General features: G+C 42.8%; 10 protein-coding genes and 1 tRNA gene. 4 read left to right on the top strand and 7 right to left on the bottom strand.

From position 1 onward, the window contains the following. Positions 1-9: 9 nt before the first annotated feature. From GLO7428_RS26055 to GLO7428_RS12465, 3 genes are read right to left on the bottom strand one after another with little or no spacing between them, the layout of a single operon-like run. Complete coding sequence (locus GLO7428_RS26055; RefSeq protein ID WP_015188910.1) at positions 10-1,911, bottom strand: IMS domain-containing protein; 1,902 nt, start codon at positions 1,909-1,911, stop codon at positions 10-12. Next, positions 1,892-2,683, bottom strand: a complete 792-nt coding sequence (locus GLO7428_RS12470; RefSeq protein WP_015188909.1) for a PP2C family serine/threonine-protein phosphatase — start codon at positions 2,681-2,683, stop codon at positions 1,892-1,894. The genes GLO7428_RS26055 and GLO7428_RS12470 overlap by 20 nt, the downstream gene beginning before the upstream one ends. A gap of 13 nt (positions 2,684-2,696) precedes the next feature. Next, positions 2,697-3,356, bottom strand: a complete 660-nt coding sequence (locus GLO7428_RS12465) for a VWA domain-containing protein (protein ID WP_015188908.1) — start codon at positions 3,354-3,356, stop codon at positions 2,697-2,699. Positions 3,357-3,544: 188 nt separating this feature from the next. Between GLO7428_RS12465 and GLO7428_RS12460 the strand changes: the two genes are divergently transcribed. Continuing rightward, positions 3,545-3,617, top strand: a tRNA-Arg gene (locus tag GLO7428_RS12460). 50 nt (positions 3,618-3,667) lie between these two features. On the opposite strand, the gene mug is transcribed toward GLO7428_RS12460, so the two are convergent. Next, on the bottom strand, positions 3,668-4,216 hold the full coding sequence (gene mug / locus GLO7428_RS12455) for a G/U mismatch-specific DNA glycosylase (RefSeq protein ID WP_015188907.1): 549 nt from the start codon (positions 4,214-4,216) through the stop codon (positions 3,668-3,670). Positions 4,217-4,291: 75 nt separating this feature from the next. Here mug and nudC point away from each other — a divergent pair, with 75 nt between their 5' ends. Then, positions 4,292-5,110: an NAD(+) diphosphatase gene (gene nudC, locus GLO7428_RS12450; RefSeq protein WP_015188906.1), complete on the top strand. Its 819-nt coding sequence runs from the start codon at positions 4,292-4,294 to the stop codon at positions 5,108-5,110. Positions 5,111-5,191: 81 nt separating this feature from the next. Next, the gene (locus GLO7428_RS12445) at positions 5,192-7,111 is read left to right on the top strand and encodes an ABC-F family ATP-binding cassette domain-containing protein (protein WP_015188905.1); all 1,920 of its coding nucleotides are present in this window, start codon (positions 5,192-5,194) and stop codon (positions 7,109-7,111) included. Between the two features lie 119 nt (positions 7,112-7,230). Here GLO7428_RS12445 and kaiC read toward each other — a convergent pair whose 3' ends face one another. The 3 genes from kaiC to GLO7428_RS12430 form a co-directional block, all read right to left on the bottom strand. Then, a complete protein-coding gene (gene kaiC / locus GLO7428_RS12440; protein ID WP_015188904.1) occupies positions 7,231-8,793 on the bottom strand; it encodes a circadian clock protein KaiC in 1,563 nt (520 codons plus the stop codon). Between the two features lie 69 nt (positions 8,794-8,862). Next, positions 8,863-9,180, bottom strand: a complete 318-nt coding sequence (gene kaiB / locus GLO7428_RS12435; protein WP_015188903.1) for a circadian clock protein KaiB — start codon at positions 9,178-9,180, stop codon at positions 8,863-8,865. Between the two features lie 55 nt (positions 9,181-9,235). Continuing rightward, a complete protein-coding gene (locus tag GLO7428_RS12430; protein ID WP_155823712.1) occupies positions 9,236-9,574 on the bottom strand; it encodes a circadian clock protein KaiA in 339 nt (112 codons plus the stop codon). 497 nt (positions 9,575-10,071) lie between these two features. Here GLO7428_RS12430 and GLO7428_RS12425 point away from each other — a divergent pair, with 497 nt between their 5' ends. Beyond that, complete coding sequence (locus tag GLO7428_RS12425) at positions 10,072-13,260, top strand: ATP-binding protein (RefSeq protein WP_015188902.1); 3,189 nt, start codon at positions 10,072-10,074, stop codon at positions 13,258-13,260. The last annotated feature ends 72 nt before the right edge of the window (positions 13,261-13,332 follow it).

The following is a 13,332-nucleotide window of genomic DNA, read 5'->3' as shown; positions in this document are numbered from 1 at the left end:
AAACTGACTCTATCTTTTTGAGATAGTTTTAACTGTGTGATAATCTGCAATTTTCCACTGTCCATTGATCAATTGGAGGTTGTATCGAACCAATCTTGTATCAAAAGCACTACCGTTGCGATCTATTCTGCCACTACTGCCATATAGAGTACGTTGTTCAGTAACTATTAAGTCAATAGTTGCTTGATTACCACTTGCGGCAAAGTTTTCAATAGAATCAATACTTTGTATGCCATAGGTATAGTAAGAACCATCATTTTCTAACCATTCGGAGGAACTTTCTTTACCATCTGCTCTACTAATGTTGTCGTGATAAGCCTTCCCTGTAAGTATTTCACCACCCAAATATCGCTCGTAAGGAGGTGCAAATAATCGACGTTTGTATTCTTGCCATCTATTAATTAGTGCTACTGCTTCTTGTTGGGAAATTGATGATGGTGGTGGAGAATAAGAAACTTGATTTTGATTAGAAACTTCTTGTTCAACTGATACTAGACTTGAACTTGATGGTGCTTGCTCGATTGATCTAATGCTAGATTCAACCGGAGATGAAGTTTCTGGCGGTAGCGAAAGATCTTGTTGTGCTACTGATTGTGGTGGTGATGCTTGAATATATTGTGGTTGCTGTCTTGTTAAAAGCAAACCAACAAAAAGAAAGACTCCTATTACGCTGCCAGTAAGAACTGCTTTTTGCCATTCTGGTAAACTAGCTTTTGTATTTTGAGCTAGCTGTTGAGGTAAAGTAGTTGCAGGTAAAGAGCTACTGAGATACTGTGAAATTGATGATGTTGAAGTTACAGCAGTTTGTATTGATGTTGATGGCAATGTTGTAGTGTTCTGACTAGCTGTAGATACACGAGAAATTCCTAAAACCGTAGGTACTGAAGCCGTACCAGAATTACCAGGGAATATATCGACGCCAAGCGTTGCTTTTCTCTCACACCAGTAGCACTTTCCATAACTGCGACTGTAGTGATGAGTGTCGAGTGTGTTGCAGGCGACTAAATCATTAACTGCAACTATAAGCGCATTGTGCCAATCTTCAGCAGTGGGGCGTAAGTGCGGTGCGGTGTGCCCATCGTTAAAGCATTGTAGAAAACAGCGTTTGATTTCTGGATGAACAACATCAAGGGGAATTGTATTGCGACTAGGGCGAATGAGACTATTTTGACTGTAAGCCCAGAATCCGCGCCGAATGAGTTCGTTTTGTTCTGGTGGATCGCCAACTCCTTGCCACTCACCGGAAAAGGGATGATAACCAAATAGGAGATAATGAATTAAGACTGCTAGGCGAAAATGATCGTGAACTTCAGTTTGATCGGTAGTTGAAAAATCTTGCCCTAAAAGTTCAACAGGTGTAAAACCTTCAGAACCAACGGTACAGCGATAAACTTTGCCCGATCGCACGTCGCGTACCTGAAATGAATCAGTATCGATAACAGCAACTAAACCGCGATCGCTGACTAGTATATTCTGTGGTTTGATATCTCCTAAAACATAACCTTTAGCGTGAATTGCTTGAATAATCCAAGCTGTATTCAGTGCGGCAATGTGTAGATAATACCAATTGAAACCAGGTGCCCTGCGCTTGCGTAACTTAGGAAGATAAACGCTAGGAAGTTCTTTGCTATTCTGAATCGCAGGCATTAAAAAGCCGACAGTAGCACCATTTTGGTCTACGAGTAAATCTTTAGCCCAGGCGATCGCGGTATGATTGTACTGAAGCATTGGATCGTCTGGAGGATTTGCGATCATAACTTCCAGCTTTTTGATCCGCTCTGGTGTAGGATTGTGGTAAATCTTAGCAAGATAACCATTGAGATTTGTTTCCCAAACTTCTCCTTCACCGCTGCTGGCAATTTGTTTGCCTAAAGCAACAGGTTGATGATTACTAGCACGAGTTATTGTCATATAAACACAACAGCAAAGTTTTATCGTCGTCAGTGCGGGCGTTGAGTCGATCTGAACTGAGAAAATCTTTTAAGTATTCGTCTTCGGCTTCAGGATTTTGGGTTTCTTGCAAATACTCTTCTAAAGGTTGAAAAAACGGATCAAACGGCGTTCCATCACTCATGCGAATTGCCACACGTTCCAACCCATCGGTAGCAGCGCAAATAAACTTCTGCTTTCCTTCGTAGACGCATACCTGCATTGCTTTTAAAGCATTTGCTGAAGTGACAAATGTTGTTTCGTTGATGTACTCGCCTTTATGTGGTGGAAAGAGTATTTGCAGTTGATCGGGGAAACGTACTGCAATAAATCCATCACCGATCTGCATTGCTGCAATCCAAGTCGGGGTAGCGATGACGACAAGTAAAGTACACGCCAAATCATTGACGGAGTAGCCTTTAGTGATGGCTTGTTCTTTCAACACCGCCGCAACCTTTTTCACCGCTTTAGTGAAAATCTTGGTAGCGTATCTCTCAGTTATTGGCGGAATATTTCTTTGCCAAAAGTGTTTTCGCTTGCGCAAATAGGCTTCAAATTCAGTAAAATGTTCTATGACTGTATCAACGGCTAATTTCGCACCAATATCTGCATATTTAGCACTACCCCCCCCATCAGCTACCGCACCAACGATAACTTTATTGAACACTTGATAGCTACCGTAATCTTGACACGGCAAATGTTGCTTGCGATGACTCGTTCCAATTGCCGAACGAGATATTGCTTTCCAACTCATGATTCATCGTGCCTTATGTTGTAATTTGTCCCCAGCCAACTGGTGGTAGCGAAACCATTGATCCTCCGACTTGGCTACACGAAACGCGCTTCATCGAAGTAGAAAGCCATAAGAACATCGATTGAAAATCTAAGCCATTAAGTTTTACTGGTGGGCGTTCTGGTGGTGCAATTTGTCGTAGTGTATTCATGTCTGCACCTTCAACACCGATCGCAAAAAAGGACAGCCGCCGCTGCATCTCGCCTTGTCTTACACGTTGCGCAGCCTGAAACCAATTATCAGTAGGTGCGCCATCGGTGATTAACAACAGCCAAGGGCGATAATATTGAATACCGTTAGTTTTGTATGTTTCTTTACGTTGTTCTAATAAATCTAAGGCGAATTCAATCGCTTCTCCCATAGGAGTCACGCCATCTGCTTGCAATAATGGCGGCATAAAGTTATCGATTGTTACAAAATCTCGGACTAAGCGTGCAGGACCAAAGGTAACAAAGGCTACTTCGACTCGTAAAGATGCTGTATCATCTCTAAAAACGTCGTCTCGAAAAGCAGCAATTCCTGCATTTAAAGCAGTAATCGGTTGACCTGCCATTGAGCCTGATGTATCACATAATAAGATTACTGGACAGCGCGGTTCGGGATTATCCACAAATTCTGGTAATCCTATTGGCATCTTCTTATCTCCAATTCAGTAAATTGGTGTTGCTAGCAATACGTGATAACCACGTAGCACCGTTATTTTTAAGATGCCCATCTATACCAGCAAACTCACAATAAATTGCCAAAGGGCGATCGCTTCCCAACACAATTAATTTGATCGCACTTCAAGGCGTGAGAAATGCTATGCTTTTAGAGAGACAAGGGCATGTAGCTCAGTGGATAGAGCATTAGATTCCGGTTCTAAGGGACGGGGGTTCGAATCCCTCCATGCTCGTAGTATGTGAATTTGATCTTCCTCCAGAATTGGGGGACAACAGAGGGAAATCAATCCTCAATTGCAACGAGCAATTCTCGATACACGCGTTGAAGATCTGCAAGCTGATAATGAGCATTTAATCCACTAGGATTAGGTAATACCCAAGCGATCGCACCATGTAACAACTCATCTTGTTTCCCTATGACAGCTTTGGGACGATTAAACGCGGTGCGATATGCACTGATACCCAAAATAGCTAGACATCGTGGTCTATACTGCTGTACCTTCGCGATTAACTGTTGTTGACCTTGAACAAGTTCTTCTGGTTTTAATTGATCGGCTCTTGCAGTTGCGCGATCGACAATGTTTGTTAAACCATAGCCAAATTGCAACAAGTCGCGATCTTCAAAAGGCGAGAGTAATCGATTTGTAAAACCTGCACTATAAAGCGATCGCCAAAAGCGATTTCCTGGACGTGCAAAGTGATGTCCCACAGCGGCACTATAAACACTAGGATTAATACCACAAAACAAAACACGTAAATTCGGGGCAATAATATCTGGAACCGTCTTCCCCGTTGCGGCAATAATTTCTTCTGGAGTGGGTTTACGCTGCACAATTTATCCATCAAGATACTTTTTTCGCGGCTTAATCGCAGTGATATTATAAAGGTCGATTGCTTTCTACTAATAATGCATCGTATCTTCATCCCTGGCATTGCCCCACCTGTACAAACTTCTGAACCTGCTTGGTGGTTTGCTTTTGTTGGCAATCAGTTGCTAGTTCGCCAGGAAGAAACTATTAGTCATGTACCTTATCTCGTTAGCTTAGAAGAAATTGGCTTAACGCCTGTACGCACGCAATTTCTCGGAACATTAGACGATCAACTGTGTTATTCCGCCGAATTACCTAAAAATGCACTCCTACCCGATGGAATGTCTTTGTGTGGACTGCGTGAATTATACGGCACATTAGACGAAGACGTATTTATGCTCAGTGGTCGTGCAATTCAAATCGTTGAGTGGGATCGCGCTCATTTGTATTGCGGACACTGCGCAACGCCAATGACACAACTACCACACGAACGTGCTAAACGTTGTCCTAGCTGTGGATTAGTTAACTATCCTCGCCTCTCACCCGCAGTGATTGTGCTGATCTCGCGTGGTGAAGAGTTATTGCTAGCCCGCGCGCATCGATTTCCCCCAGGAATGTATAGCATACTCGCTGGCTTTGTGGAACCAGGAGAATCTTTAGAAGAAACTGTGGTGCGGGAAGTGCGTGAAGAAGTTGGCATTGAGATTACAGATATTCGCTATTTTGGATCGCAACCGTGGCCTTTTCCTAATTCGTTAATGATTGGATTTACTGCGACTTATGCAGATGGTGATATTACAATTGAACCGCAAGAGTTAGTCGATGCTGGCTGGTTTCACAAACACAATCTGCCAAAGCTTCCACCACCGTTAAGTATTGCTCGAAAACTGATCGACTGGTTTGTTGCGAAACACTGAGGTAGTTTATAGGGTGGTAATTGTTGCTATTCATTACGCATGAACTCGTTAGACTGGTTACTAGTGGATAAGCTGTGACCAATGACTATCTTTACGCTGCGATCGCTCAAAAAAGACTTTGGTATCAAAGAACTTTTTAAAGATGCCAGTTTTAGCCTTGAAGAAGGTGATAAAGTTGGGCTAATTGGCACCAATGGTTCTGGCAAATCAACGCTACTGAAAATGATTGCTGGCTTAGAACCAATCGACAGCGGGGAAATTTGGGTCAATTCGGGAGCCAAAATCGTTTATCTACCCCAACAGCCAGAGTTAGACGAAAGTCACACCGTTTTAGAACAAGTCTTTGCTGATAGTGGCGAACAAATGGCGTTGGTGCGCGAGTATGAGGAACTATCCGAACAACTTGCGCATCAGCAAGGCGATACCGAAAAGCTAATAGCGCGCCTTTCTAACTTGTCGCAACAAATGGAAGCAGCAGGGGCGTGGGATCTCGAAACGAATGCCAAAATCATTCTCACAAAGCTGGGTATTCAAGACTTTGATGCCAAAATTGGCAATTTATCCGGTGGTTATCGCAAACGAATTGCGCTGGCGGCGGCGCTGTTGTCAGAACCTGATGTGTTACTAATGGATGAACCAACAAACCACTTGGATGCATTATCTGTGGAGTGGTTGCAAAGCTATTTAAATCGCTATCGCGGCGCGTTGCTACTCATTACGCACGATCGCTACTTTTTAGATCGCGTCACCAATCGCATCCTCGAAATTGATCGCGGCGATCTCTACGCCTACGTGGGTAATTACGCCTATTACTTAGAGAAAAAAGCCGAAGCCGAAGAAACCGCAGCTAGTAGCCAGCGCAAACACGTAGGAGTGTTGCGGCGCGAACTCGAATGGCTAAAAAGAGGACCAAAAGCGCGTAGTACCAAGCAAAAAGCTCGTATTGACCGCATTCGGGAAATGCAAGCGCAGGATTTTAAACAAGCGCAAGGTAAAGTTGAGATTTCTACCGCCAGTCGTCGAATTGGTAAGAAAGTTATTGAGCTAACACATATCAGTAAATTTTATAGCGAGCGGACAATCATTAATGACTTTACTTATAGTTTTAATCCCGAAGATCGCATTGGAATTATTGGTAGTAATGGAGCCGGTAAGTCTACACTGATGGATATTATTACCGGACGCGTGCAACCTGACGCAGGAACGGTAGACATTGGCTCGACAATTCACATTGGTTATTTCGATCAGCACTCGGAGGATGTTACTCTCAACGAGAATCAACGAGTCATCGAATACCTCAAAAGCGTTGCGGAACTTGTCAAAACATCTGACGGTAGTGTGATTACGGCATCGCAAATGTTGGAACGATTTCTATTTCCACCCAATCAGCAGTATGCACCAATTCACAAACTTTCTGGTGGTGAAAAGCGGCGGTTATTTCTCTTGCGAGTGCTAATGAGTGCGCCGAATGTTCTGATTTTAGATGAACCAACGAACGATCTTGACGTGCAAACGCTTGCTGTTTTAGAAGAATATCTTGAAGATTTTAACGGTTGTGTCATTGTTGTTTCGCACGATCGCTATTTTCTTGATCGCACGGTTGATACCATTTTTGCCTTTGAACCTGGTGGTAATTTACGCCAATATCCTGGTAACTACTCAGTTTATTTAGACTACAAAGCAACAGAGGAGCAGGAGAGCAAGGGAGCAGAGGAAGCAGAGGGGCAAAGGAAGCAAAAGGGTAGAGGAAGCAAAAGGGTAGAAATAGCACAAGAAAAGCCACGCAAGCTGTCATTTAAAGAAAAGCGCGAGTATGAAGTGCTAGAAACTCAAATTCCGCAAATGGAAGCAGAAAAGGAAGATCTTGAGAAAATTCTCTACAACAATTCTCCAAGTAGCTTCACCGAAATGCAAGAATTATCACAACGCTTAGCACAACTCATTCAAGCGATCGATACTGCAACCGAACGTTGGTTAGAACTTGCGGAACGCGAACATTAGGGAGCCTAGCGAATTTATTCGCGGCTAGACATACAAAGTCCACCTGCATGGACTTTTTAAAAACTTGTGAAGACAAGTTTTGTTTATGTAACTACGGTTTCAACCGCATTAGCTATCCATTAGGAAGAACCTGCGCTATCTTGAAAACCTTTAACAATGCGCGATAATTCTGCTTTTTCATCGGTGCTAACACGTGTAGGAGCACCACTGATGATGCGTTCGTAATTGCGGAAGGAATCACTAATTTCAGGTCCATCAGCGCTAATAGTATACTCGCGAATTCCTTTATCGTGCCAAGAACCCCGCATTTTAAACACGTTGATTGCTCTTGACATTTCGCCGCGAATTTCTACGTATTGCAGCATAATAATAGTGTCTGTAATCGTCGAAATATGCGAGTCAGTGATCGAATGCGAACCCATAAATTGATCGGTGGTGTTCGTAAAGAATCCGGTAATTTCTTCTTGCTTTGCATATCCGGTGACACCAATAACGAACTGACGAAACGCGTTATTACTAACTCCACGTGCTAGCGCGGAAAGTGAGTCGATGGCAATGCGCGAGGGTTTGAATTGCGCAATTTCGGATTTGATACCCTGTAAGTGATCTTCTAAACCTGCGGATTCAGGATAAGCACAAATAATTTTGAGTAATCCTTGACGTTCTAAATCTTCAAAATCAATTCCCCACGAATAAGCATTTCGCGATAGCTGCGCGCGGGATTCTTCGTAGGCAAATAAGATCGCGCGATCGCCATTAAGACACGCATTTTGCAAAAACTTACTGACTAATAGAGTTTTTCCAGTTCCCGTTGCGCCGGTTGCGAGAATAATTGAATCTTTGAAGAAACCACCGCCACACATTTCATCGAGCGTCTTTACACCTGAAGAAACGCGAATATTAGACGAGCGTTGCGTTAAGCGCATTGCTCCTAGTGGGAAAATACTAATTCCGCCTGTGGCGATCGTAAAAGGATATTCGCCTTTCATGTGCGATGAACCGCGCATTTTTAAAATTTCGATTGTGCGTCGTCGCCGTTCTCCTTCTAAAACATTGCGGACAACTACCACATTATCTGAAACAAATTCTTCGACGCCAAAGCGAGCGATCGCACCATATTCTTCGGTTCGCTCGGCTGTAATAATGTTTGTAATGCCAATTTGCTTCATGCGCGCAATTAGCCGAAAAATTTCGCGGCGGACTACCGAAGCCGCTTCGTATTGCTGAAAGAGTGCGGTAATTGAATCAATAGAAACTCTTTTAGCTCGGTATTTATTAATTGCATATTGCAGGCGCTCAATTAAAGCCGAAAGATCGAAATTACCAACAACCTCTTGCCCTTCAGGATCGGGTGTTGCATCTAAAATAAACAGCTTTCCTTCATTGATTAACTGTTGTAAATCCCAGCCAAAACTACCGGCATTTTTGATAATATCAATGGGATCTTCTTCAAAAGTTACAAAAATTCCAGGTTCATCAAAATAAACGATACCATTATAAAGAAAGTGCATTGATAATAAAGTTTTACCCGTGCCAGACGTACCACTTACTAACGTTGTTCTTGCCAATGGAAGTCCGCCGTGACTAATGTCATCAAATCCTTCGATCATTGTGCGGATTTTTTGCACGCCCTCTGGTAATTTGGTATTTTTTAAAATAACTTGATTACTAATATCATCCATTTTTTATTGCTGTAATGCTTACTCAAACCAGGTTGTAAATAACTAATTTTTCTTATGGAGCAAAAGGACTTACTCGCTAGCGTCCTCACCTTCTCTTAATTCTTCGTATAGTAAGTCTAACCCAATGAGTACTTTTTCCCTATCAGATAAATCACCGATAATTTTACGCACCGGTAGTGGTAGTATTTTAGCTAGAGTTGGCGTTGCGAGAATTTTATCCTCTTCGGCTAACTGCGGATTTTTCAGTACATCAATGACTTTGAGCGCATAAATACCTTGAAACTCTTCTTCCAAAATTTTTTTGAGAGTTTTAATTGCTTGTACCGATCGATATGTATTTCCAGTTACATACAGCTTCAACACATAAGTCTTTTTGAGTACGTTCATAACAGCAAGGTTTGAGTTATGTAAGATGATTAAGCCCTACAGGCGTTACTATAATCTAGCGATGCGAACAACGATACATTTCGCATAAATGCGCCAAAATATCGATGAGTGTCAAACGGTAGTCGAGTAACATATCATCACTCCGCCCTTCGACTTTTAACTGCTTAGATAATTCATCAATCAAATCCATATGAATTTCTATAATTTTTGGTACAGGAAGGTTATAATCAAACACTTTATTAATAAATTTATCAATTCTCTCCCTAGATGCTTCATTATTGACAAAGTAATTTATGATAATTTGGCGATAGTCTAACTTGAGTTGTTGGAACAGATTTTGTTCTAAAGACATTTGCTGAAAAACTGGCGCTTCTTCGTTATCGCGGTCATCCATAACTCCAAAACAGACGTGACAAAGTAGTATGACTTAATTTAAATAATTTATGTAATGCTCAGATAAAAAATTGCTTAAATATAAGCTGGGTAAAAATAGCAAGCGTTACTATCTCAAGGTAAGCCTTCGCGTTCTTAAAATAAAGGGCACTCTCAACTGAGTAGGGTCAGCCGTCGTGCGATCGCATCTGTTGACGAACCCACTTCGCAAAAAGTCACTTTTTTTGAGTGCGGCAGTACTTGTATAAATTGAGGTGTGTCTGTTAGATAAATTAAGAAATTTGAACTAAGTTAAACCATTATCGCATTGTAATTCATTATAATTCCCCAAGGCTCAGATTCTCGATCTTGGCAGTCATAATAATTGGTAATTGCATTGCGGTACGAATCTGTAAAAAGCATAGGAAAGCTGACCAAAGAAGCATCCTCAACAAAGATCGTCTTAAAGCGGTTCACTGTGTCGTCAAGCTAACCAGAATACCCCACTGCATTGAATCAATGTCAAATCCTGAGCTATATGATTTCATCACTAATATACCTAGCTGTAGGCAGACAACACAGCTAAAAGCAGTGCTGGAAATTTTGCAACAGACGCAGTGCGATCGCGTGGTAGTGGTCAATAATGAACAGATTCCTGTAGGAGTCTTATCCGCAGCACAACTTTTATTGCATTTATCGCATCAATTTCAGGCAGGTCGCTATGAACAAACGATACACCAAGCAGTAACGACCATCGGTAGAGAACTCATCAAACCGATCGCAGTCTTACCCGCAAACTTAAGTATTGCAGAACTCGGCTTGCGCTTGCAATCTTTACACGAACGTCAAAACACGCATTGGGACTGGGTAATAGTTGATACCGAAGGAAAATTTCTCGGTGTCATTGATCGCGTGCAGCTATCCGAATTTTTCTGCTTAAACTTAGCGCAAGTCAGTAGCGAAGCCGTTAAACAGGTAAGCGATCGCCAAAATCAGTTGGTCTTAGATTTACTCGTACAGCTACTCGAAAAATTACCATGTCCGTTGATTTTGCAAAAAAACACCGGAGAAGTGGTGATGCAAAATTCCGCATGGAGTCGGCATTTTGGCGGACTCAGCGATCCGGAAGAAGTGCGGCGTAAAGTCGAGTCGATTTTAGATTCCGCGACAGTAGCAACTCAAGCACAGTCAACTGAACACACACTCGATTCGGAAGTTGTGGCGACGTCGGCTTATCGGCACCATAGTTTGGTAAATAGCACCTTTGCGACTCAGCAGTTATTATCAACCCGAACTTCTGATGAGTATGATGCTGTAAGCGTCAACGATCGCACTTCGGAATTCGAGCCAGCAGAATTTATCGCAACCGCAAATCGCTGTCAATTAGGTACACAGGCTAATACTTGTATTTGTATTTGGTCGCTACCCAACGGTCAAGAGCGCGTGTGGGAATTCATCAAAATTCCTTTACAAGAAGATCGACAAACGAACGATACCGAGTCTGAAGCACAAAGCGACTTCGCCCATCTGTTACCCGTGAGTTCTAAATTGTGGTTATTACTCGCCACAGATATCACCGAACAACAGCAGCTAGCCCTCGAATTAGCCGCAAAAAATGCCGATTTAATTCAACTTAATCGGTTAAAAGATGAATTTTTGTCGTGTATTAGCCACGAACTGAAAACACCGTTAACCGCAGTCCTCGGCTTATCGACGCTACTAAAGGATCAAGCTTTAGGAGAACTCAACGAGCGACAAAGCCGTTATGCAAAACTGATCCATCAAAGCGGTCGTCATTTGATGAGTGTCGTCAATGACATTTTAGATTTGACGCGGATGGAAACGGGACAACTCAAGCTGAATTTTGAGCAAGTAAAAATTAGAAATGTTTGCGATCGCGCACTTGAGCAAGTTCGCGTGATGCAAGCGCAAGATCGTCAAGCAACAGCGGAAGCGATCGCCCAAAACGAATTAGAACATCACTTTTCCTTAGAAATTGAACCAGGCTTAGACACCATAATTGCCGATGAATTGCGACTGCGACAAATGCTCGTTCATCTTCTAGGCAATGCGTTTAAGTTTACCGAAAGCGGAGAAATTGGATTACGCGTTAGTCGTTGGGCTGGTTGGATTGCTTTTACCGTTTGGGATACAGGAATTGGCATTCCTGAACAACAACAACACCTGATTTTTCAAAAATTCCAACAACTCGAAAACCCATTAACGCGCCGCTTCAAAGGCACAGGACTGGGCTTAGTCTTAACGAGAACATTAGCACGCTTGCACGCTGGCGATGTTAGCTTTTTATCAAAAGAAGGCAAAGGCAGTGCTTTTACGCTGCTACTACCACCGCATCCACCGACAGATTTTCGGCTCACAATTGCCGATCAGGAATTACAGAGTACGAACAACTCACAAACGCGACACCATAATCCAAACTCAACGCAAAAGCCAAAATTAAGTCACCGTTTGGTGTTACTTGTCGAAGCTGCGCCGCGTTACATCGCCACTTTAACCGAACAACTCAGTAGTTTAGGTTATCGCGTTGTCAATGCGCGTTCTGGAACCGAAGCTTTAGAAAAAGCGCGCCGACTTCAACCGGAAATGATCTTTTTAAATCCTTTACTACCGTTGCTTTCGGGTTGGGATGTGTTGACTTTATTAAAATCTGACCCTGCAACGCGTCAAATTCCAGTGATTGTGACGGCGACAAGAGCCGAGAAAGAGCAAGCATTGGCGAATCGAGCCGATGAATTTATCAATTTGCCCGTGTCGCCAGAAATTTTACCGCAAGTTCTGGCGCGTTTTTGTCACGAGCCAGTTGCTCATCCTCAAGCACAAACTGAGATGGGGATGACTAAAGATCGCATTACAATTCTCCGGCTAGTGTATGGTGACGCTATACCCCTCATCCCACAACCGTCACAAATTCATTACCGAATTTTAGAAGCTGATGACTTAGAACAAGCGGAAATTTTGGTAAGTATTTGGCAACCTGATGTTGTCTTACTCGATGGCGACATTGCTGAACCTGTTACATATCTAGAAAGTCTCAGTCAGTTTTCTAAGCTAGCAGCGCTACCAATTGTTACCTTAGATGCCGCAACGACGCAAGCTGCCAATCAAATCGAAGGGCTAGCGGTTTTTCCTTGCTTGCTTCCCCGCGATCAACGCGATCCAGAGACATTGCTATCGGTGTTGCAATTTGCCGCAGGAATGCAATGGAAGCCTAATATTTTAGTTGTTGATGTGGCGACGCTACCTGATTTGCAGACGAATAGTCCGCTTTGTCGTGCAAGTCATTCCTCCGCGCACGGTACTGAGTGGTTTCAAGCGTTAATTCCCTATCTAGAAACAGCAGGTTTCAATGGTGCGATCAGCCACTCTTGGGCGGAAATGTTAAACCAAATCCGCCAAGCGAGTGTTGATTTAATTTTGATTTGCATAGCAGATATACAGCTAAATATGGATGTTCTGCAAGCGCTACAAAATCTTGAAAATGAGAAATTACCACCAATTTTGGTACTGAATGGACAATTACATCCACAACTTGATACACATCAGACAAGCTTAAATCGTAGCTTTAATTTGCAAATAACACTTGATCGGGTTTTACAGGCGATCGCTACAGAAATCCTCCCACCGCTGTCAATCCAAGAATTACTCGACAAGATTGTCAAAACGTTGGCACTTAGCGCCGCGCGTTAACACGCCCTCCTAGCGCTGCGTTGAGTGTTTGTGCGAATAATAGCCCCCTAAATCCCCGATGAGTGGGGGACT

The organism is Gloeocapsa sp. PCC 7428 (assembly GCF_000317555.1).
GTDB lineage: Bacteria > Cyanobacteriota > Cyanobacteriia > Cyanobacteriales > Chroococcidiopsidaceae > Chroogloeocystis.
Note: the sequence above shows the minus strand (reverse complement) of the source record. Positions and strands in the feature narration are given on the sequence as shown.

What these genes read in the sequence shown, in the direction of transcription:
- GLO7428_RS26055 (WP_015188910.1), bottom strand. Translation starts at nt 1,911, where the DNA reads ATGACAATAACTCGTGCTAGTAATCATCAACCTGTTGCTTTAGGCAAA.
- GLO7428_RS12470 (WP_015188909.1), bottom strand. Translation starts at nt 2,683, where the DNA reads ATGAGTTGGAAAGCAATATCTCGTTCGGCAATTGGAACGAGTCATCGC.
- GLO7428_RS12465 (WP_015188908.1), bottom strand. Translation starts at nt 3,356, where the DNA reads ATGCCAATAGGATTACCAGAATTTGTGGATAATCCCGAACCGCGCTGT.
- nudC (WP_015188906.1), top strand. Translation starts at nt 4,292, where the DNA reads ATGCATCGTATCTTCATCCCTGGCATTGCCCCACCTGTACAAACTTCT.
- GLO7428_RS12445 (WP_015188905.1), top strand. Translation starts at nt 5,192, where the DNA reads ATGACTATCTTTACGCTGCGATCGCTCAAAAAAGACTTTGGTATCAAA.
- kaiC (WP_015188904.1), bottom strand. Translation starts at nt 8,793, where the DNA reads ATGGATGATATTAGTAATCAAGTTATTTTAAAAAATACCAAATTACCA.
- kaiB (WP_015188903.1), bottom strand. Translation starts at nt 9,180, where the DNA reads ATGAACGTACTCAAAAAGACTTATGTGTTGAAGCTGTATGTAACTGGA.
- GLO7428_RS12430 (WP_155823712.1), bottom strand. Translation starts at nt 9,574, where the DNA reads ATGGATGACCGCGATAACGAAGAAGCGCCAGTTTTTCAGCAAATGTCT.
- GLO7428_RS12425 (WP_015188902.1), top strand. Translation starts at nt 10,072, where the DNA reads ATGTCAAATCCTGAGCTATATGATTTCATCACTAATATACCTAGCTGT.